Source organism: Pseudomonas brassicacearum (assembly GCF_918698105.1).
Taxonomy (GTDB): Bacteria; Pseudomonadota; Gammaproteobacteria; order Pseudomonadales; family Pseudomonadaceae; genus Aquipseudomonas; species Aquipseudomonas brassicacearum_F.
The window spans coordinates 21,186-42,649 of record NZ_CAKKMI010000050.1; the positions used below are offsets into that span (position 1 = coordinate 21,186).

The 21,464-nt window shown below is 62.7% G+C and carries 12 protein-coding genes; 7 read left to right on the top strand and 5 right to left on the bottom strand.

Annotated elements, in window-relative coordinates:
- Positions 1-124: 124 nt before the first annotated feature.
- Positions 125-7,951, bottom strand: coding sequence for a retention module-containing protein (locus LQ215_RS19255; protein WP_230152105.1), 7,827 nt, complete (start codon positions 7,949-7,951; stop codon positions 125-127).
- A gap of 457 nt (positions 7,952-8,408) precedes the next feature.
- Here LQ215_RS19255 and LQ215_RS19260 point away from each other — a divergent pair, with 457 nt between their 5' ends.
- The 3 genes from LQ215_RS19260 (at position 8,409) to LQ215_RS19270 (ending at position 13,559) form a co-directional block, all read left to right on the top strand.
- Positions 8,409-9,767: a TolC family outer membrane protein gene (locus LQ215_RS19260; RefSeq protein ID WP_230152107.1), complete on the top strand. Its 1,359-nt coding sequence runs from the start codon at positions 8,409-8,411 to the stop codon at positions 9,765-9,767.
- 30 nt (positions 9,768-9,797) lie between these two features.
- Positions 9,798-11,957 (top strand): type I secretion system permease/ATPase, encoded by a 2,160-nt coding sequence (locus tag LQ215_RS19265; RefSeq protein ID WP_230152109.1) that lies wholly within the window; start codon positions 9,798-9,800, stop codon positions 11,955-11,957.
- 237 nt (positions 11,958-12,194) lie between these two features.
- Positions 12,195-13,559, top strand: coding sequence for an HlyD family type I secretion periplasmic adaptor subunit (locus LQ215_RS19270; protein WP_230152110.1), 1,365 nt, complete (start codon positions 12,195-12,197; stop codon positions 13,557-13,559).
- A 159-nt stretch (positions 13,560-13,718) separates the two neighbouring features.
- Here the strand turns inward: LQ215_RS19270 and LQ215_RS19275 are convergent, their stop codons facing one another.
- Together LQ215_RS19275 and LQ215_RS19280 are read right to left on the bottom strand one after the other, a co-directional pair.
- Positions 13,719-14,315: a tRNA-uridine aminocarboxypropyltransferase gene (locus LQ215_RS19275; protein ID WP_230152111.1), complete on the bottom strand. Its 597-nt coding sequence runs from the start codon at positions 14,313-14,315 to the stop codon at positions 13,719-13,721.
- A gap of 2 nt (positions 14,316-14,317) precedes the next feature.
- A complete protein-coding gene (locus LQ215_RS19280; protein WP_003184133.1) occupies positions 14,318-15,211 on the bottom strand; it encodes a LysR family transcriptional regulator in 894 nt (297 codons plus the stop codon).
- Positions 15,212-15,525: 314 nt separating this feature from the next.
- Between LQ215_RS19280 and speB the strand changes: the two genes are divergently transcribed.
- From speB to LQ215_RS19300, 4 genes are all read left to right on the top strand, one after another.
- The gene (gene speB, locus LQ215_RS19285) at positions 15,526-16,476 is read left to right on the top strand and encodes an agmatinase (RefSeq protein ID WP_003198979.1); all 951 of its coding nucleotides are present in this window, start codon (positions 15,526-15,528) and stop codon (positions 16,474-16,476) included.
- A gap of 9 nt (positions 16,477-16,485) precedes the next feature.
- Entirely contained in the window at positions 16,486-16,893 is a 408-nt protein-coding gene (locus LQ215_RS19290) for a YybH family protein (protein WP_230152113.1), read from the top strand.
- Positions 16,894-16,942: 49 nt separating this feature from the next.
- A complete protein-coding gene (locus LQ215_RS19295) occupies positions 16,943-18,472 on the top strand; it encodes a purine-cytosine permease family protein (protein ID WP_230152123.1) in 1,530 nt (509 codons plus the stop codon).
- A gap of 109 nt (positions 18,473-18,581) precedes the next feature.
- A complete protein-coding gene (locus LQ215_RS19300; RefSeq protein WP_230152115.1) occupies positions 18,582-19,970 on the top strand; it encodes a sodium:solute symporter in 1,389 nt (462 codons plus the stop codon).
- Between the two features lie 282 nt (positions 19,971-20,252).
- Here LQ215_RS19300 and LQ215_RS29525 read toward each other — a convergent pair whose 3' ends face one another.
- Both LQ215_RS29525 and ptrR read right to left on the bottom strand, forming a co-directional pair.
- Positions 20,253-20,381 (bottom strand): PA1414 family protein, encoded by a 129-nt coding sequence (locus tag LQ215_RS29525; RefSeq protein ID WP_256222727.1) that lies wholly within the window; start codon positions 20,379-20,381, stop codon positions 20,253-20,255.
- A gap of 139 nt (positions 20,382-20,520) precedes the next feature.
- Positions 20,521-21,414, bottom strand: a complete 894-nt coding sequence (gene ptrR, locus LQ215_RS19305) for a putrescine utilization regulator PtrR (protein WP_230152116.1) — start codon at positions 21,412-21,414, stop codon at positions 20,521-20,523.
- Between the last annotated feature and the right edge of the window lie 50 nt (positions 21,415-21,464).

Here is a 21,464-nt window from a genome sequence, read left to right on the forward strand (position 1 = left end):
CAGCCGTTCGTCCTGCATCGATCGAATCTGTCAGTCCTGACAGTAGCCGCCCCATGCGCCTGTGGGAGGTACGACGGACAGACAAAACCCGGCACATCGCCGGGTTTTGTCATTTCAGCTCACTTCATACTGTGTCCACTTTCAAGGAATGATCATTCAACATCCCATTGATGATCGTCGCCGTGTCCGCGCCGCCGATGATCCCCCCCGAGCCCGGCGTGACGCCGTAATGCGTGGCCAGGTTGACGCCGGCCAGGTCGATGGTCTGGTTCGGTGTGGCACCGGCAATGGCACTGACGTCGATGCTGGTCACGAGCGACGCACCGCTACCGGTAACGGAGAAGTGCAGGTAGTCGTCCAGCGATGCCGCACTGCCGTTTTCCCCTAGCAACAGTTGGGACAGGTCGAGTTTGTCGAGGCCGGGGGTGAAGTCGGTGATCACGTCGTGGCCGCTGTTTCCTGCCTGCCATTGGAAGGTATCGGCGCCGCTGCCGCCAGTGAGCGTGTTGTTGCCCAGGCCGCCGATCAGCAGGTCATCGCCACCACCACCATTGAGCACGTCATGGCCCAAGCCACCGTTGATGCGGTTGCTGGCGCCGTCACCGGTGAGGGTATCGTTGAAGTTCGAACCGACCAGGTTTTCGATGCCTGTAAGGGTATCGGTGCCGGCGCCCACGGTGTTCTGCGCCGCCAACAATCCCAGGTTCACCGTGACCCCGGCGGTGGCGTGGGCATAGCTCGCCGTGTCGTTGCCCGCACCACCGTCGAGCAAGTCGTTGCCCGTGCCGCTGTAGAGCAGGTCATTGCCTGCCCCGCCGTGCAGGGTGTTGTTGCCCGAGCCCGCGCTGAGTATGTCGTTGCCGTCGCCCGCATTGAGGGTGTTGTCACCGTTGCCGGCGATCAGCACATCGTCCCCGGTGGTGCCCGTCAGCGTATGGCCCGCCTGGTAGGTGATGCCCACCGCCGCGCTGTCGCTGCCGCCATGATTGTCGCTGGCGGTGTAGCTGCCATGATAATCCGACGTGCTGTCGTGGGCGCCGGCGTAGTTGACGGTCATGGTCAGTTGATAGTTTTCAGCGCCGTTGGGGTTGCCACCGCTGCCATTGGCGATGTTGGTGACATGGATCTGGTAGTTGCCATCCGCCGCGGCGGTGAAGGAGGCGCCGTCGCTGATCGCAATGAAAGGCCCACCGTTGAGAGAGTACTCAAGGGTGACATGCCCGCCCGCCAGGTTATGGTCCAGGGTCAGGGTTTCACCCTGCTTGAGGCTGATGTTGAGGCGGTCTTCATCGCTGGCATTGTTGTTGGAAACCGCACCCAGCGCACCGCTGACCACCAGCACCGCCGTCATGCTCGCGGCATTGGCGACGAAGGCGCTGCGATTGAGATTGATCGACTGCACATTGTTGCCGGTGAAGCTGACCGTGCCGGTGCTGCCAGTGAAGTCCCCGCCTTTGGCGCTCCAACCGGTATTGAAACTGGTGGGTGACGCGGTGAGCGGATCGCCATTGGCGTCGCTGTCGTTGCCCAGCAACAATTCGCCCGGTACCACGATGTTGCCCGACAGCACGTTGGTGATGATGTTGTCGTCCATCGCCACGGGTGGGCTGTTGGGCACGACTTTGATCACCAGATTGGAGCTGGCCAGGTCGCCATCGTTGTCACTGACGGTGTAGCCGATGTGTTCGGTGATCAATGTGCTGGTGGCGGTCTGGGAGGTATAGCTGAACGCACCGGTATCGAGGTTGACCACCAGGGTACCGTCATGGGCGGTGGCAATGCTCAGCGTGTTGGTGGTCGTATTGAAACTGCCGTGGTTGACCCCGCCACTGGCGCTCAGTGCACCCTTGCCATCGTTGGCCGCCGGGTCATAGCTGTACGTAGTGCCATCGACCACCAGGCTTTTGACAAACCCGCCATCGGCGCCGAACGAACCGCCCTCGCCCAGCAGGTTGCCGGTAACCGGCGCGCCTTGTACGGTGCCGGAGAGCACCGAATTGAGTTGGTTCAGGTCGGTGACCACCACCGCGTTGGTGTTGGTATGGGCGCTGCCGTCGTAGGCCAGCGGGTCGAGGTAGCCATTACTGACACCGTCGCCCAGGCCAATGGCGTAGTTCTTGATGCCATTGGCATCGAGGAAGGCTTTCCACGCCGCCTCGTCTGCCGCGCCGGTTTCCAGGCCCGAATTGGGCTTGCCGTCCGAGAAGAAGTAGCCGATGTTCTGCGCCCCGGTCAGTTGCCCGGACGTGACGAACGCCGTCTTGGCCGCTGCCACCGCCGCGTCGTAGTTGGTCCCGCCATCCGCCGACAAGCTGGAGAGAAGCGACTTGGCAGTCGCCACGTCGACCCACACCGAAGTCTGGTCGGTGGCGCTGCTGCTGAACGTCACGAGCTGGACTTTCACATCCCCAAGGTCATCGTATTTATCGAGCAAGGCGCTGATCGCCTGTTTCGCCAGGTCCAACCGCGAAAGCCCCGGCACACCGGAGTCATCAGCCATGCTGCCGGACACGTCGAGCACGATCAGCAGGTTCGAATCGATCTCCACCGCCGTGACCGAACGCTCGGACGCAACGGCCTTTGGTACATCATCGACGATGCTGACCACCAGGCTGCCGGTGGTGCTGTTGCCCAGGGAGTCCGTGGCCTGATAGGTGAAGCTTTCGCTCAGCACGTTCGGGCCATCGTTGGCGTGGGGGGTGGTGTTGGCTGGCGAGGTCAGGGTGTAGCTGTAGGACCCGTCCGGGTGCAGCAGCAACTGGCCGTAGGCGCCGGTGGCGTTGCCTACCAGGGTGAAGGTGACGGCGCCAGTGGCACCGCTGACTGAACCGACCAAGGTGCCGCTGGCGGTTTCACCAGTGGCGCTCGGGTCACTGCCGGTGACGGTGCCGGGGGCCAGGTCCTGACCGTCCTGGTTCAGGTCGAGGGCTTTTTCATAGACGGTAATGTCGTGATCGGTTTCCGCGACGAGGCAGCTGTTGTGCACATCAATGGTAAGGGTGGTGGTGCTTTCATCGCCATCGGCATCGCGCACGGTGTAGGTGAAGACATCGGTCGCACCTGGCGCGCCGACAGCGTCGGGATTGCTGTGGTAGACGGCGTTGCCGTTGGCGTCCAGGGTCAGGTAACCGTAGGTGCCATTGATCTGACTGTTGAGACCACCGACGACAGGGTTCGAGGTGTCATTGCCGGCGCGCACACCGATGACTGCACCACCGTCGGCACCGAGTACGTCGTTGTCCAGCACGTTGCCATTGACCGTCCCGCCTTCCACCACCGAGGCGAAATCGCAGTGTGCCTTGGGCACGTCGTCGACGATATCGATAGTGATCGTGCTGGTGACCGTGTTGCCCAACGAGTCCGTGGCTTGGTAGGTGAAGCTTTCGCTCAACACGTTCGGGCCATCGTTGACTTGGGGCGTGGTCGTGGCGGGCGAGGTCAGAGTGTAGGTGTACGAACCATCAGGCTGGAGTGACAGTTGACCGTAGGCGCCGGTGGCATTGCCCACCAGCGCGAAGGTCACTGCACCAACGGCACCGCTGACCGAGCCGACAAGGCTGCCGCTGGCGGTTTCGCTGGTGACGCTCGGGTCGCTACCGGTGACGGTGCCAGGGGCCAGGTCCTGGCCGTCCTGGTTCAGGTCGAGGGCTTTTTCGTAGACAGTCACGTCGTGGTCGGTTTCCGCGACGAGGCAGCTGTTGTGCACATCAATGGTGAGGGTGGTGGTGCTTTCATCGCCATCGGCATCGCGCACGGTGTAGGTGAAGACATCGGTCGCGCCTGGGGCACTGACGGTGTTCGGGTTGCTGTGGTAGACGGCGTTGCCGTTGGCGTCCAGGGTCAGGTAGCCGTATGTGCCGTTGATCTGAGTGTTCAAGCCGCCGACGGCAGGGTTCGAGGTGTCATTGCCGGCGCGCACACCGATGACTGCACCACCGTCGGCACCGAGTACGTCGTTGTCCAGCACGTTGCCATTGACCGTACCGCCTTCCATCACCGAGGCGAAATCGGCATGGGCGTTGGGCACGTCGTCGACGATATCGATAGTGATCGTGCTGGTGACCGTGTTGCCCAACGAGTCCGTGGCCTGGTAGGTGAAGCTTTCGCTCAACACGTTCGGACCATCGTTGGCGTGAGGCGTGGTCGTGGCCGGTGAGGTCAGGGTGTAGGTGTACGAACCATCAGGATGGAGTGACAGTTGACCGTAGGCTCCGGTGGCATTGCCCACCAGCGCGAAGGTCACGGCGCCAACGGCACCGCTGATCGAGCCGACAAGGCTGCCACTGGCGGTCTCGCTGGTGGCGTTCGGGGCGCTGCCGGTGACGGTGCCGGGGGCCAGGTCCTGGCCATCCTGGTTCAGGTCGAGGGCTTTTTCGTAGACGTTGATTTCGTGGTCGGGTGTGGCGACGAGGCAGACATCGTGGACATCGATGGTGATGGTGGTGGTGCTTTCGTCACCGTCGGCATCACGCACGGTGTAGGTGAAGACATCGGTCGCGCCTGGGGCGCTGACAGTGTTCGGGTTGCTGTGATAGACGGCGTTGCCGTTGGCGTCCAGGGTCAGGTAGCCGTAGGTGCCGTTGATCTGGGTATTCAAGCCGCCAATCGCCGGGGTCGAGGTGTCGTTGCCAGCGCGCACGCCGATCACGGCACCACTCACGGCCGGCCCGTCGGCACCACCTTCGTCGTTGTTCAGGACATTGCCACTGACCGTCCCGCCCTCATCCACCGAGGCGGAGTCGGCGTGAGCGGTCGGCAGGTCATCAACGATGTTCACGTCCAGGTTGCCGTTGGCCGTGGTGCCGTTGTCATCGGTGACGACCACCGCAAATTGCTCGCTAACGCTGTTGGCGCCGTTGGCGTTTGGATGGGCTTCGTTGTCCAGCAAGGTGTAGCTGTAGCTGACCACGCCGGTGGTGGCGTTGTAGCCGGTGATGGTCAGGGTGTTGCCCAGCGCGGTGGTAATCGATTGCGGGAAACCGCCTGCCACGCCACCGATGACGACGTTAATGCCACCCACACTCAGGGTTTGCACTCCGTCCAACGCAGTCACGGTGAACGTGCCGCTTTGAGTCAGCGCCGGTGCATCCGGGCTGCTGCCGTCGCTGAGGTTTTTTTCCTGCAATGACAGCTCGCCACCTTCGGTGTCGAGGCCGGTGATGATCACCGGATCGTCGTTGTTGTGCACTTGCAGCACCAGGTTGGCGGTGCTGGTGTCGCCGTCGGCATCGGTCAGGGTGTAGGTGAAGGTTTCGCTGCCATTGCCACCACCGTGCAGGCCTTTGAAGTCAGCATCGGCAGTGTTGAGGGTGTAGGTGTAGGAACCGTCGGCGTTGAGCACCAGGGTGCCGTAGGTGCCGGTGAAGGTGCCGGGGGTGATGGGGCCGGACGCCACATGGTCTGCACCTTGGGTGTCGTTGGTCAGCACGCTGCCGGTCAAGGTCAGGTGGGTTTCCGAAGCCGTGCTGGCGTTGCTGTCGTCCACAGCTTTAGGCAAATCATCAACGATGTTCACGTCCAGGTTGCCGTTGGCGGTGGTGCCGTTGTCATCGGTGACGACCACCGCAAATTGCTCGCTGAGGCTGTTGGCGCCGTTGGCGTTTGGATGGGCTTCGTTGTCCAGCAAGGTGTAGCTGTAGCTGACCACGCCGGTGGTGGCGTTGTAGCCGGTGATGGTCAGGGTGTTGCCCAGCGCGGTGGTGATCGATTGTGGGAAACCAGCCGCCACACCGCCCATCACCACGTTAATGCCACCCACACTCAGCGTTTGCACACCGTCCAACGCAGTCACGGTGAACGTGCCGCTTTGGGTCAGCGCCGGTGCATCCGGGCTGCTGCCGTCGCTGAGGTTTTTTTCCTGCAATGACAGCTCGCCACCTTCGGTGTCGAGACCGGTGATGATCACCGGGTCGTCGTTGTTGTGCACTTGCAGCACCAGGTTGGCGGTGCTGGTGTCGCCGTCGGCATCGGTCAGGGTGTAGGTGAAGGTTTCGCTGCCATTGCCACCACCGTGCAGGCCTTTGAAGTCAGCATCGGCAGTGTTGAGGGTGTAGGTGTAGGAACCGTCGGCGTTGAGCACCAGGGTGCCGTAGGTGCCGGTGAAGGTGCCGGGGGTGATGGGGCCAGACGCAACGTGGTCTGCACCTTGGGTGTCGTTGGTCAGCACGCTGCCGGTCAGGGTCAGATTGGTTTCCGAAGCCGTGCTGGCGTTGCTGTCGTCCACGGCTTTGGGCAAGTCGTCGACGATATTGACGTCCAGATTGCCATTGGCTGTGGTGCCGTTATCGTCGGTGACAACGACCGCAAATTGCTCGCTGAGGCTGTTGGCGCCGTTGGCGTTTGGATGGCCTTCGTTGTCCAGCAAGGTGTAGCTGTAGCTGACCACGCCGGTGGTCGCGTTATAGCCGGTGATGGTCAGGGTGTTGCCCAGCGCGGTGGTGATCGATTGTGGGAAACCCGCCGTCACGCCGCCCGTCACCACATTGATGCCACCAACGCTCAGCGTCTGCACACCGTCCAACGCAGTCACGGTGAACGTGCCGCTTTGAGTCAGCGCCGGTGCATCCGGGCTGCTGCCGTCGCTGAGATTTTTTTCCTGCAATGACAGCTCGCCACCTTCGGTGTCGAGGCCGGTGATGATCACCGGGTCGTCGTTGTTGTGCACTTGCAGCACCAGGTTGGCGGTGCTGGTGTCGCCGTCGGCATCGGTCAGGGTGTAGGTGAACGTCTCGGTGCCGCTGCCCCCGCCATGCAACGCGACGAATTGCGGGTCGCTGGGGTTCAGGGTGTAGGTGTACGTGCCGTTGGGGTTGAGCACCAAGGTGCCGTAGGTGCCGGTGAACGTCCCGCCAATGATCGGCCCGCTGTCGGGACCGGTGGGGATCCGGTCGGCGCCCTGGTGATCGTTGGTCAATACGTTGCCAGTGAGCGTGACGAGGGTTTCCGACGCTGTGTTGGCGTGGCTGTCGTCGATCGCCTGGGGCACGTCATCGGTGATGTTGACGTCCAGGGTGCCGGTGGCCGTGTCGCCGTCGGTGTCGACGGCCACTACGGGGAACTGCTCGGTAATGTTGTTGGCACCACCGCCGGCAGGATGGCTTTCATTGTCCGTCAGGGTGTAGGTGTAACTGACCACCCCCGTGGTCGGGTCATAGCCGGTGATGGTCAACGTGTTGCCCAGCGCCGACGTGATGGTCTGGGGGAAGCCTGCGGGCACGCCGCCACTGATCACGTTGATGCCGCCGATGCTCAGGCTGCTCAGCCCGTCAGGCGCGGAAACCGTGAAGGTGCCATTTTGCACCAGCGCACTCGGATTGCTGGCCGAACCATCGGCCAGATTGGCTTCGTTGGTGGTCAGTTCGCCGCCCTCGACATTGACCCCGTCGAGGGTCACCGGGTTATCCGGTGTCACCGGCGGCACGGTTGCATTGTCACCGGTGTTATCCGGGTCACCGGCCAGGCGTAGTTGTGGAAACTCGGGAATCCCGTTGAAGCCGGCCGTCGGGAAACCGATCAGCGGATCGACCTCCCCGCCGACTTCTTCCAGCAGCACAAAATTGTGCCCGCCGCCAACGCCCCCCGGATTGCCACCCTCGGGGCCGGCGGCGGTGGCTTCACCGGTCTGGGTCGGGTCGGCACCGGCGGCGATGGCTTGCTGCAGCTTTTGCACATCGGTCAGTTGCGCGGTAGTCGGTGTCGCCGCGTCAGGCGTGTCGACATGAGGCGCGTGGTTGGCGAGTAGCTGCGGAGTCAGGGTCAGGTTGCTTTCGCGGCCCAGGGTCAACGTCTGGCCGTTCTGCATATGAACAGCCACGGCCCCTTCGACACCGGTGACCAGGTGTTCGCCGGCGTAAAGCCGATCGCCTTCGACCAGAGGCCGCCGCAGGCCACCGGCCGCTTCTGCGAAAACTTGCCCGACCACTTTGCTGACGATACCGATGAGCGCTGCCATGTGCATTTCCTCCGTTGCCGATCGCAATCGGCACCTGTCTTGGTGAAGAATCCGCCCTGAGATCTGGCAACCCAAAAGCTGGAAAAACTGCCAGCTTTGGGGAAAGCAGAAGGCGCTAGCGATTCGCCATAATGACAAAAAACCGTCACACCAAACCGCTTCACAAACTGCTCTTCTCGTCGCTTCTTCACATTGTTTGAAAATCTGCATGGAACTTTTTATTGACGCCTAAAAGCCGTCAGAACCAGCAGATCCAAAGGTTTTCGCTTTGAACAATGTGCCGGTTTTTTTCCGCGACATAAGTTTTTTTCGAAATAATCGTTATGAGAAATTCTTCTTAGGGTTTTTGCCCAGAATGTTCTTAGCTGTGTGTAACAAGGTTGAAACGGTTTTGATCTTAACTACGTCAATATTTTGGCGACAAGCAAAGCGCTACAGACCTCAGGAGATGTACCCCATGCACGTTCTAACCCCCCTCTGCAGTGCGGTTTTGCTGGCCATGGCCTGCGCCTCTCAGGCGCAGGCCATATCCTTGACCGAAGCGATCCAGAGCACCATTGCCACTCACCCAGAGCTGGCACAACGGGTAGATAGCCGTCTGTCGGCCAATGAAGACGTCAAAGTCGCCCGAGGGGGCTTTTTCCCGTCGGTGGATTTGAATGCCGGTTACGGACGCGGCTACAGCGACAACACCAATACCCGGGCCTTGGGCAATCACCACACCAATATCCTGACCTACACCCAATCGGAGCTGCGCCTGCGGCAGATGATCTTCGACGGGTTCAACACCGCCAATGAAGTGCAGCGCACCCAGGGCGTGGTCAATTCCCGGGCCTATTACGCCCAGGGCACCGCCCAGGATCTGGCGCTGCGCACCATCGAGGTCTACCTGGAAGTGCTCAAGCGTCGCGAACTGGTGACCCTGGCCAAGAACAACCTGCAGGCGCACCTGCGGGTCAACGACCAGATCGGCCTGCGCACCCAACGCGGGGTAGGCAGTACGGCTGACTCCGACCAGTCCAACGCCCGTCGCGCCCTGGCGGAAAACAACTACGACACCGCCCAGGTCGACCTGGCCGACGCCGAGGCGAACTTCTACAGCGTGGTCGGGCGCATGCCCGATGAACTGGAAGCGCCGCCCTCGACCAAAGGCGAACTCCCTGCCGACCTGCGCGAAGCCCAGCAAAGCATGGTGGATAACAACCCGTACCTGAAATCGGCCCAGGCCGACATACAGTCCGCCGAGAGCCAGTACGAAGTGGCGAAGTCGCCGTTCTACCCGCGCTTCGACGCCGAGGCGGCGGTGGGCGCCAATAACAACATCGGTGGCGAAGAAGGCCACGACAACAACTGGCGGGTCGGCGTGGTGATGAACTACAACCTGTTGCGCGGTGGCAGCGACAAGGCGCGGCTGGCGTCCAACGCCCACCAGATCAACCAGGCCATGGACATCCGCAACAATGCCCTGCGCCAGCTCAACGAAGACACGCGCCTGGCCTGGAACGCGATGCTCAACGCCCGTAAACAGACCCCCACCGCCCGCGAATACGCCGAAACCACTTCGCGCGTGCGCGCCGCCTACCAGGATCAGTTCGGCCTCGGCCAGCGGACCTTGCTCGACGTGCTCGACAGCGAAAACGAGCTGTACAACGCCAACCGTCGTTACACCGAGGTGCGTTACACCGAGGAATACTCGATGTACCGGGTGTTGGCGAACATGGGCCTGTTGTTGCAAAAACAACGGATCGTGCTGCCGGCCGATGCGGTCGCACAGACCGAAGTCAAGAACCAGGCTCGGCTGCCGGAACTGAAGTAGCCCCCTCCAAAAAAAATGGGAGCGAACAATGTGACCAGCATGGAACCCGCAACCCTTAGCGCCGATCCGCGCCTGAATTTCGATGATCCCTTGCTGGACGGTCTGTTGATCCTCTGCAAACTCCATGGTGCGACGGTCAGCCGCGCCAGCCTCAGCGCCGGGCTACCTATGGCGCACCAACGCTTGAGCCTGGACCTGCTGCCCCGCGCAGCGGCCCGGGCGAGCTTGCAGGCGCGGCTGTTGCGTCGCGACCTGGCGGATATCTCCCCCCTGAACCTGCCGGTGATGCTGATCCTGGCGGGCGGCCGCTGTGCGGTACTCAGGCGCTGGGGCGAGGATGGCAAGGCGCTGATCCTGCCCAGCGAAGCCGACGGCGGCGAGCAGTGGGTCAGCCGCGAGGAACTGAACCTCGACTACAGTGGCCAGGCCTTGTTCGCCCGGCCGCGCCATGAACTCGAAGACCTGCGCGCGCCCCTGGTGCCGCGGGTCGAGGCGTGGTTTCGCGACACCTTGAAACTGTCGCGCTGGCTGTACAGCGATGCGATCCTGGCGAGTTTCCTGATCAACCTGCTGGGGCTGATGGTGCCGCTGTTCGTCATGCAGACCTACGACCGCGTGGTGCCGAACCAGGCCACGTCGACCTTGTGGGTGCTGGCCGTGGGGCTGTTGATCGGCACCGGTTTCGAGCTGGTGTTGCGGGTGGTGCGCGCCCATCTGCTGGACACCGCCGGCAAGAAAACCGATGTGATTCTTTCGGCGACGTTGTTCGAACGCATCACCGGCATGGCGATGAAGGCCAAGCCAGTGACCATCGGTGGTTTCGCCCAGAGCATCCACGACTTCCAGGGCCTGCGCGAATTCCTCACGGCAGTGACCCTCACCAGCCTGATCGACCTGCCCTTCGCCGTGCTGATGCTGGTAGTGATCGGCCTGCTGGGCGGCTGGCTGGTGGTGATTCCCGTGATCGCGTTTCCGATCACCATCGTCTTCGCGATGATCATCCAGGTGCGCCTGCGCGACACCGTGCAAAAAAGCCTGGCCCTGGGCGCCCAGCGCCAGGCACTGCTGATCGAAACCCTCGGCGGCCTGGAAACCCTCAAGGCCTGCAGCGCCGAAAGCGAGCGCCAGCATCAGTGGGAAAGCACCCACGGCGCCCTCACCCGCCTGGACAGCCATGCACGCAACCTCTCGGCACTGGCGACCAACGGCACCTTGTTCCTGCAACAGCTGGCCGGCATGGCGACCATCGTCGCCGGGGTCTACAGCATCATTGCCGGCAACCTCAGCGTCGGCGCGCTGGTGGCCACCTACATGCTCGGCAGCCGGGTTCTGGCGCCGCTGGGGCAGATCGCCGGGCTGATCACCCGTTACCAGCAAGCCCAGCTCACCATGCGCAGCACCGATGCGCTGATGGCGTTGCCCCAGGAGCGTGACGCCAAGCAGCGGCCGCTGGATCGCACCCAGTTGCAGGGCGGGCTGGACGTCAGCGGCGTGACCTTCCACTACAACGGCCAGAGCACCCCAGCGCTGGCCAATATCAGCTTCAGTCTCAAGCCCGGCGAACGGGTCGGGATCATCGGCCGCAGTGGCTCGGGCAAGAGCACCCTGGCGCGCCTGGTGATGGGTTTCTACGCGCCGGAGGAAGGCCAGTTGCTGCTCGACGGCCTGGACCTGCGACAACTGGACGTCGCCGACCTGCGCCAACAGATCGGCTACGTCGCCCATGACCTGCCGCTGCTGGCCGGCAGCCTGCGGGACAATCTCACCCTGGGCGCGCGCTACATCAGCGACGCGCGCATGCTGGAAGTGGCGGAACTGACCGGTGTCACCGAACTGGCGCGCCAACATCCCCAAGGTTTCGACCGCCCGGTGGGCGAGCGCGGGCAACTGCTCTCTGGCGGCCAACGCCAGGCCGTGCTGCTGGCCCGGGCCTTGCTGCTCGACCCGCCGATCCTGCTGCTGGACGAACCCACCAGCGCCATGGACAACAGCAGCGAAGACGTCTTGCGGCAGAAACTTCACACCCATGTACAGGGCAAGACCGTGCTGCTGGTTACCCACCGCACCTCGATGCTGAGCCTGGTGGACCGCCTGGTGGTGCTGGATAACGGCCGGATCGTGGCGGATGGGCCGAAGGAAGCGGTGATCGATGCACTGCGCAAGGGCCGGGTGGGCTCCGCGGCGGTATAGAAACCGACACACCCCGGGACATGATTAACACCTGTGGCGAGGGAGCTTGCTCCCGCTGGGCTGCGAAGCAGCCCCTAGGCCATTCACCCGATCGTGTCAGGCGAGCCGCGTCGGCAGGTTTTACGACGGCTTCGCCGTCGAGCGGGAGCAAGCTCCCTCGCCACAAAAAGCAGCACCCAGTTCCTTTTACTTAAAGCAGCACCCAGCTCTTTTCACTTAACCAACGGGTACCGCCCCATGTCTGCTCAAACACCGGATTCAGCCGCCCGAAGCTACTTCGGCAGTTTCAGCAAAAGCGCCGAAAGCGAGTTCATGCCGGAAACCGCCGGCGCCACGCTGCAGGATTCGCCCCGCCGCTCGCGCGTCACCGTGTGGCTGGCCGCCGGGTTGATTATCACTGGGCTGGTCTGGGCGAAGTTGGCGGTATTGCAGGAAGTCACCACCGGCGAAGGCAAGGCGATTCCGTCGAGCAAGATCCAGGTGATCCAGAACCTGGAGGGCGGCATCGTCACTGAGATTTTCGTGCGCGAAGGCCAGATGGTGAACAAGGGCGACACCCTGCTGCGCCTGGATGACACGCGGTTCCTGTCGAACAAGGGCGAGAGCGAGGCCGACCGCTATGCCTTGACCGCCCAGGTCGAGCGCCTGTCGGCCGAGGCCGAGGGCCGGCCATTCAAACTCTCAGCCGAAGTGATCGCCAAGGCCCCGCAAGTGGCCGAGGACGAGCGCTCACTGTACGAACAACGCCAGCGGCGCCTGGCCAGCGAACAACGCACCCTGACCGAACAGCTGCGGCAGAAGACCCAGGAGCTGGCGGAGTTTCGCTCCAAGCAAGGCCAGTTCAGCTCGGCCCTGGCCTTGCTGCAAGAAGAAATGAACATGTCCGCCCCGCTGGTGCGCACCGGGGCGGTATCACCGGTGGAGATCCTGCGGCTCAAACGCAGCGCGGTGGAAATCCGCGGCTCGCTCAACGCCACCACCCTGGCGATTCCCCGGGCGGAATCGGCGATCAACGAGATCAAGAGCAAGATCGACGAATCGGAACAGACCTTCCGTTCCGAGGCGGCCAAGGACCTCAATGAGAAACGCACCGAACTGTCGAAAATCACCGCCTCGAGCATCGCCATCGACGACCGCGTGACCCGCACCACCGTGGTCTCGCCCGTGCATGGGGTGATCAAGCAATTGAAGGTCAACACCATCGGCGGTGTGGTGCAGCCAGGTAACGACATGGTGGAAATCGTGCCCCTGGAAGACAACCTGCTGATCGAAGCCAAGGTCCGCCCCCAGGATGTGGCGTTCCTGCACCCGGGCCAGAAAGCCATGGTCAAGTTCAGCGCCTACGACTACACGATCTACGGCGGGCTGAGCGCCAAGCTCGAACTGATCGGCGCCGACACCATCACCGACGACAAGGGCAACAGCTTCTACCTGATCCAGGTGCGCACGGATAAAAATCACTTGGGTGGGGATGCCAAACCGTTGCTGATCATTCCGGGAATGGTGGCGACGGTGGACATCATCACCGGGGAGAAAAGTGTGCTGGATTACTTGCTCAAGCCGGTGTTGAAGGCGCGGACCGAGGCGATGCGCGAGCGGTGATCTGGACTTAACTCAACCCCGTGGCGAGGGAGCTTGCTCCCGCTGGGCTGCGCAGCAGCCCCAAGACCATTCACCTCGTTGTGTCAGGCAGACCGCGCCAGCAGGTTTTACGACGGCTGCGCCGCCGAGCGGGAGCAAGCTCCCTCGCCACAGGGGCCTCTAAACCCCTCCATGGTACTTCTGATAGGTCTCCTCCCCCATCGCCGCTATCTGCCCCTCGATCAACGCCTCGAACGGCCTCAGCAACCCCTCGAAGCTCGCCGGCGCCTCAAGCACCTGCAACGCCTGGACAATCGCCTCCACCGTCGACAGCGCCCCCGGCCCAGGGGCCTTGCGCAAACGATAACGCGACACCCCGCCCTCGGCCAACGTTACCCTCGGCAACGCCGCCAGCAGCGGGTTGAGGTGCAGCAGCTTGCGCGCCTTGCGCCAGGTGCCGTCGGGCACGACCAGTAGCAACGGCTCATCGCAGGGCGCATAGGCTTGCAGCGGCTGCGCATCGTCAGCCGGAAACAACAACCGCGCCTGATAACCCGGCTGATTGAGCAACCTGGGCAAATCCTCGAACACCTCGCCCACGATCAGTTCAGCATTGCGCAGCCCCAACGCCGCCAGCCTGGCCGTGTTCAACGCATGGCTCACTTCGCTGGGATGCTGCAACAGCAAGACGCGGGTGCGGCTGTCGAGGCTGGGGATCAATGGGCACAGGCAGTGGCTTTGCGGTCGTTGGCAGCGCGGGCATTGAGTTCTGGACATGGTCAGGCCTGATTCAGTTGAGCTTTGAGCAAATCGCGGAAGGTCTGGATCAGCGGCTCGCGGCTGCGGCCGCGGCGCACGATCATCGAAAACGGCGCCTGATAGCCGAAAGTCGCCGGCAGCAGCACGCGCAAGTCGCCCTTGTCGACCCAGGCCTGGGCGTAGTGCTCGGGCAGATAGCCGACGTAGGCCCCGGACAACACCAGGATCAACTGCGCCTCCATGCTCTCCACCGTCGCCGCGCTGTGCTTGAAGCCATGACGGGCCAGTTCGGCCTGGCTCCAGTAACCGCGCCCGACCATGCGCTGCTGGGTGATGACCTGCTCGGGGATACGCCGCTCGTTGAACAACGGGTGGCGGTTGCTGCAATACAACCAGTGCTGCTCACGGTACAGCGGCATGTAGACCAGCCCACTCATTCGCGTGGAAAACGCACCGATGGCCAGGTCCAGGCGGTTGTCCTGCACACCGAGTTGCAACTCGTAAGGGCTCATGACCGACAGGTGCAAATGCACCGCCGGATGCTCCTGGCTGTAGGCACCGATGGCTTCGGCGAACGGCAAGGCCTTGTCGCTGACCGTGGAGTCGATCACCCCCAGGTTCAAGGTGCCGCGCAGCTCACCCTTGAGCGCGGCGGCGTACTGCTCGAACCCTTCAAGTTCGCCCAACAGGCGCAAGGTTTCCTGATGGAACAGCTCGCCCTTGCTGGTCAGGCTGAACCCACCCCGGCCACGATGACACAGCACCAGGCCCAGGGCAGATTCCAGTTGGCTCATGTAGGTGCTGATGGCCGACGTGGACAGGTTGAGCTCGTGCTGGGCATTGGCGAAACCCTGGTGCCGGACCACGCTGACGAAAATGCGCAGCAGTTTCAGGTCGGGTAGAGCGTTGGCCATTGGGGGTGTCTCCATACAGACGGGTCACTGCAAACTTTGTGGCGAGGGGGATTTATCTGTGGGAGCAAAGCTTGCTCGCGATACAGGCGCCTCGGTTCCAGAGGAAACCGCATGAACTTCATCGCGGGCAAGCCTTGCTCCCACAGGCTTGCACCCACCATTAACCTCGACAGATCAATCGCGAGAGTCTATCGCCCTGCCCGCCATTAGTTTAGAAAAATCTGAACTAAGTATTTGCCGCCAGCGATTCTTCACGGCAACGGCTTTTCGCAGAATCGGCCCCTGATAAATAAAACAACGATGAGGCCCTACCCGTGGACAAGATTCTTCACCAACCACTGGGCGGCAACGAAATGCCGCGCTTCGGCGGCATCGCCACCATGATGCGACTCCCCCATTTGCAAACCGCTGCCGGCCTGGACGCTGCGTTCGTCGGCGTGCCGCTGGACATCGGCACCTCCCTGCGCGCCGGCACCCGTTTCGGGCCGCGGGAGATCCGCGCCGAATCCGTGATGATCCGCCCCTACAACATGGCCACTGGCGCCGCGCCGTTCGACTCGCTGTCGGTGGCCGACATCGGCGACGTGCCGATCAACACCTTCAACCTGCTGGACGCGGTGCGGATCATCGAAGAGTCGTACCACAAGATCCTCGAACACAACGTCATCCCCCTGACCCTGGGTGGCGATCACACCATCACCCTGCCGATCCTGCGGGCCATCCACAAGAAACACGGCAAGGTCGGCCTGGTGCACATCGACGCCCACGCCGATGTGAACGACCACATGTTCGGCGAGAAGATCGCCCACGGCACCACCTTCCGTCGCGCCGTGGAAGAAGGCCTGCTCGATTGCGACCGCGTGGTGCAGATCGGCCTGCGGGCCCAGGGCTACACCGCCGATGATTTCAACTGGAGTCGCAACCAGGGTTTTCGCGTGGTCCAGGCCGAAGAGTGCTGGCACAAATCCCTGGCCCCGCTGATGGCCGAAGTGCGTGAGAAAGTCGGCGGCGGCCCGGTGTACCTGAGCTTCGACATCGACGGTATCGACCCGGCCTGGGCGCCCGGCACCGGCACCCCGGAAATCGGCGGCCTGACCACCATCCAGGCGATCGAAATCGTCCGTGGCTGCCAGGGCCTCGACCTGGTCGGTTGCGATCTGGTAGAAGTCTCGCCGCCGTACGACACCACCGGCAACACCTCGCTGCTGGGCGCCAACCTGCTGTACGAGATGCTCTGCGTACTGCCTGGCGTTGTTCATCGCTGAGGTGCGGCCATGAACGAACAGGACCAGGTGCTCCAGGCCGCTGCAAATTTGGTGTCGGCCTTCGCCCGCAATGACCGCGACGCCTACTTCGGCGCGTTCACGGCCGATGCGAGTTTCGTGTTCTACACCCTCGAACAGCCCCTGCTGTCACGCGATGCCTACCAGGCGTTGTGGGATCGCTGGCGGTCCGAGGATGGCTTCGAGGTGCTCAATTGCACCTCGAGCAACGCCTTCGTCAGCCTGCAAGGGGACGTGGCGATTTTCATCCATGACGTGGCCACCGAGCTGCGCATGCAAGGGGAGCTTCACTTTAGCCAGGAGCGCGAAACCATTGTGTTTCGCCAAGAACAACAAGGCCTATGGCTGGCCTGCCACGAACATTTGTCCGCAATGCCGGAAGGGCTGCCACCCCCTTAGCAACAGGTGACGCCCGCACACGACGGGCGCGCCTTTATGATCGGAGCAGATCATGCATAACAATAACGACAACAGCCTTACGCAAATTGAAACCTTCGGGGTCGAACAGATCCCGGACCACGAACGAACCGCCGGCCCAAGCGACCTGTTTCGCCTGATCTTCGGCGGCGCCAACACCTTCGCCACCGCCGTGCTCGGCAGTTTCCCAGTGCTGTTCGGCCTGTCATTCCAGGCCGGGGTCTGGGCCATTGTGCTGGGCGTCCTGGTGGGTTCGATCATCCTCGCGCCCATGGGCCTGTTCGGCCCGCTCAACGGCACCAACAACGCGGTGTCTTCCGGTGCGCACTTCGGCGTGCACGGGCGAATCGTCGGCTCGTTCCTCTCGTTGCTGACCGCCATCGCGTTCTTCTCGCTGTCGGTGTGGAGTTCCGGAGACGCGTTGATCGGCGGCGCCAAGCGGCTGATCGGCGTGCCGGAAACCGACCTGAGCCTGGGCCTGGCCTACGGCCTGTTCGCCCTGCTGGTGTTGACGGTGTGCATCTACGGCTTCCGCTTCATGCTGTGGGTCAACCGCATCGCCGTGTGGGCCGCCAGCCTGCTGTTCCTGCTGGGTATTTTCGCCTTCGCACCGACCTTCGACAGCCAGTTCGCCGGCACGGTCAGCCTCGGCCAGCCGGGCTTCTGGGCGGCGTTCATCGGTGCGGCGCTGGTGGCCATGAGCAACCCGATTTCCTTCGGTGCGTTCCTCGGTGACTGGTCGCGCTACATCCCTCGCAACACGCCCAAGCGCCGCATCATGCTGGCCGTGATCGCGGCGCAGCTGGCGACGTTGATCCCGTTCCTGTTCGGCCTCGCCACCGCCACCATCGTGGCGATCAAGGCACCGGACTACATCGCAGCCAACAACTACGTGGGCGGATTGCTGGCAGTTTCGCCGAGCTGGTTCTTCCTGCCGGTGTGCCTGATCGCGGTGATCGGCGGCATGTCCACCGGCACCACGTCGCTGTATGGCACGGGCCTGGACATGTCCAGCGTGTTCCCACGGGTGCTGTCGCGGGTCAAGGCGACGCTGCTGATCGGCGTGCTGTCGATTGCCTTTATCTTCATCGGGCGCTTCGCGGCGAACCTGGTGCAGAGCGTCTCGACCTTCGCCGTGCTGATCATCACCTGCACCACGCCGTGGATGGTGATCATGATCATCGGCCTGCTGGTGCGCCGTGGCTTCTACTGCCCGGATGACCTGCAAGTGTTCACTCGCGGTGAAACCGGCGGGCGCTACTGGTTCAGCCACGGCTGGAACTGGCGCGGCCTGGGGGCATGGATCCCCAGCGCGCTGGTGGGGTTGTGCTTCGTCAACCTGCCGGGGCAGTTCGTCGGGCCGCTGGGGGAGCTGGCTGGCGGGATCGACATCAGCCTGCCGGTGACCCTGGGCCTGGCCTCGGTGGTGTACCTGACGCTGCTGGGGCTGTTTCCAGAGCCGGCGGCGGTGTATGGGCCGGGGGTGTGGCGAGGGGATTTATCCCCGCTGGGGCGCGAAGCGGCCCTTAAACCTGGCGCCTCGGTGTGCCAGACAGATTGAGTGGCCTGTATTGGGGCTGCTTCGCAGCCCAGCGGGGATAAATCCCCTCGCCACAAAGGCATCAATCACCCGACCTCACTATAAAAAATAGAATCGGAGACACGCCATCATGGCTTTGGACTTAATCGTCGTTCTCATCTACGCCACCGGCATGATCGCCCTCGGCTGGTACGGCATGCGCCGCGCCAAGACCCGTGACGACTACTTGGTCGCCGGGCGCAACCTCGGCCCGGGCTTTTACCTGGGCACCATGGCCGCCACCGTGCTGGGCGGTGCATCCACCATCGGCACCGTGCGCCTGGGCTACGTCTACGGCATTTCCGGGTTCTGGCTGTGCGGCGCCATTGGCCTGGGCATCGTCGGCCTGAGCCTGTTCCTCGCCAAGCCGTTGCTCAAGCTCAAGATCTACACCGTGACCCAAGTGCTGGAGCGCCGCTACAACCCGGCTGCGCGCCAGGCCAGTGCGCTGATCATGCTGGTTTACGCACTGATGATCGGTGCCACCTCGACCATCGCCATCGGCACCGTGATGCAGGTGCTGTTCGGCTTGCCGTTCTGGGTGTCGATCCTGGTGGGCGGCGGCGTGGTGGTGCTGTATTCCACCATCGGCGGCATGTGGTCGCTGACCCTGACCGACATCGTGCAATTTCTGATCATGACCGTTGGCCTGGTGTTCCTGCTGATGCCGATGTCCATCGGCGATGCCGGCGGCTGGGACGCGATGGTGGCGGCCTTGCCGGCCAGCTACTTCGATTTCACCGCGATTGGCTGGGACACCATCCTCACCTACTTCCTGATCTACTTCTTCGGCATTTTCATCGGCCAGGACATCTGGCAGCGGGTGTTCACCGCTCGCAGCGAAGGCGTGGCCAAAGTGGCCGGCACCGCCGCCGGCCTGTACTGCGTGCTGTACGGCCTGGCCGGTGCGTTGATCGGCATGGCGGCCAAGGTGTTGCTGCCGGACCTTGAAAACGTCAACAACGCCTTCGCCAGCATCGTCCAGACCAGCCTGCCCAACGGCATTCGTGGATTGGTGATCGCCGCCGCCCTGGCAGCCTTGATGTCCACCGCTGCGGCAGGCCTGCTCGCGGCGTCCACCACGGTGGTCCAGGACTTGCTGCCACGCCTGCGCCATGGCCGTGAAAGCGGCAGCGGCGACGTCCACGAAAACCGCATCGCGACCTTGCTGATGGGCGCGGTGGTCTTGGTGATCGCCCTGGTGGTCAGCGACGTCATCAGCGCCCTGACCCTGGCCTACAACCTGTTGGTGGGTGGCATGCTGATCCCGCTGATCGGCGCCATCTACTGGAAGCGCGCCACCACGGCCGGTGCGATCAGCAGCATGTCGCTGGGCTTCCTGACCGCGCTGTTCTTCATGCTCAAGGACGGCCTGGACGCCAATACGCCGATCTACTACAGCCTGAGCGTGGCGTTGGTGAGTTTTGTGCTGGTGAGCGTGTTGTCGCCACGGCCGAATGTGGTGGCCAAGGTGGTTTGATCAAACACTGAGAGGCGGTTTTCTTCGAGGGGTGTGGCTTCGGTGGCCACGCCCCTTTTTTGCTTCTGTGGCGAGGGAGCTTGCTCCCGCTGGACTGCGCAGCAGGCCCCGACGCCCTGTCTGATGCATTGCGGTGATAGGTACATCTTGGGGCTGCTGCGCAGCCAGCGGGAGCAAGCTCCCTCGCCACAGGGTTTCACATCACCAATAAAAAGATCGCAGTTGCGGGCCATCTCAAATGAAATGGTCCGCAACTGCGATCTCTCCAAATGCCTGGTGGGTTTACCGGCGGCGCGGTTGGCGGCGGCGTTGCTCGTCATCGGTGCGGATCGGTATCGGTTGCATCGGTGGCTCGATCAGGCCAAGCGCGACACCCAGGTCGTGAAGCCAATTCTGGATTTTCTCTTTCATCGTGGTGCCCCCTCAGGGTGGTACGAGCGGCAAATTACTGTGGCCCCTTCGCACTGATAATAGTCCGATGTTCTACGCAATGCTCGTCTCAGTTTGCAATGATCTGTTACTGAATTGATCCAAATCCACCTCTCGGAGTTCAAGCCGATTGCGCCGTCGTCATGGGCGCTCGCGGCCAGGCCTGTTGTTGCAATTCAATCCAAGCATTGAGGTTGGCCCCGACCATGCCTTTGCGCCACATCAGCCAGGTCGTGGCGCTGGCAAACGGCTCGACCAACGGGTGCACTGCCACCCGCTCGCGGCCCGGCAGGCTGGCGAGCATCGATTCCGACATCAGCGCCACCCCGGAGCCGGCGATCACACACGCCAGCATCCCTTGGTAAGACTCGATTTCCATCGCCCGGCCCATGGTCGCGTGGTCATGGGCAAACCAGGCTTCCAAGCGCATCCGGTAGGAGCAACCACGCCGGAACGTGAACACCGCGCGACCCTGCACATCCAGTGCACTGCGTACCGGCGCATGATCGGCCTCGGTAATCAGTACCAACCGCTCGTCGCACAACGGCACGCCATCGAGCCCCGCCAGCTCCAGTGGGCCGTCCACCAGCGCCGCGTCGAGACGATTGGTGAGCAGGCCCTCAAGCAATTCGCCACTCGGCCCGGACTGCACTTGCAGATTCACCGCCGGATACGCCCGGTGATAAGTCGCCAGCAAGTCCGGCAGATGCGTCGCCGCCGTGCTGTACATCGTGCCCAGCACAAAATCCCCGGCCGGCTGCCCACCCTGCACCGCCGCATGGGCTTCGTCGTGCAAGGCGAACAGCTTGGCCGCATAGTCCAAGAGGACTTTTCCTGCCGGTGACAACTGCAAACGCTGACGTTCGCGCAGGAAAAGGTCCACGCCCAGTTGCTCTTCAAGCTGCTTGAGCCGGGTCGAAAGATTCGACGGCACCCGGTGCAAGCGTTCGGCGGCCCGGGTGATGGAACCTTCTTCGGCCACGGCCTGGAAAATCCGTAATTGGCTGAACTCCATGACCTTCTCCAAAAAAGAACAAGTTACTCACTATTATTCATTTTTAATGA

Bases quoted from the DNA above. Each gene is read 5' to 3' on its own strand.
- LQ215_RS19255 (WP_230152105.1), bottom strand. From the start codon at position 7,951: ATGGCAGCGCTCATCGGTATCGTCAGCAAAGTGGTCGGGCAAGTTTTC.
- LQ215_RS19260 (WP_230152107.1), top strand. From the start codon at position 8,409: ATGCACGTTCTAACCCCCCTCTGCAGTGCGGTTTTGCTGGCCATGGCC.
- LQ215_RS19270 (WP_230152110.1), top strand. From the start codon at position 12,195: ATGTCTGCTCAAACACCGGATTCAGCCGCCCGAAGCTACTTCGGCAGT.
- LQ215_RS19275 (WP_230152111.1), bottom strand. From the start codon at position 14,315: ATGTCCAGAACTCAATGCCCGCGCTGCCAACGACCGCAAAGCCACTGC.
- LQ215_RS19280 (WP_003184133.1), bottom strand. From the start codon at position 15,211: ATGGCCAACGCTCTACCCGACCTGAAACTGCTGCGCATTTTCGTCAGC.
- LQ215_RS19290 (WP_230152113.1), top strand. From the start codon at position 16,486: ATGAACGAACAGGACCAGGTGCTCCAGGCCGCTGCAAATTTGGTGTCG.
- LQ215_RS19300 (WP_230152115.1), top strand. From the start codon at position 18,582: ATGGCTTTGGACTTAATCGTCGTTCTCATCTACGCCACCGGCATGATC.
- LQ215_RS29525 (WP_256222727.1), bottom strand. From the start codon at position 20,381: ATGAAAGAGAAAATCCAGAATTGGCTTCACGACCTGGGTGTCGCGCTT.
- ptrR (WP_230152116.1), bottom strand. From the start codon at position 21,414: ATGGAGTTCAGCCAATTACGGATTTTCCAGGCCGTGGCCGAAGAAGGT.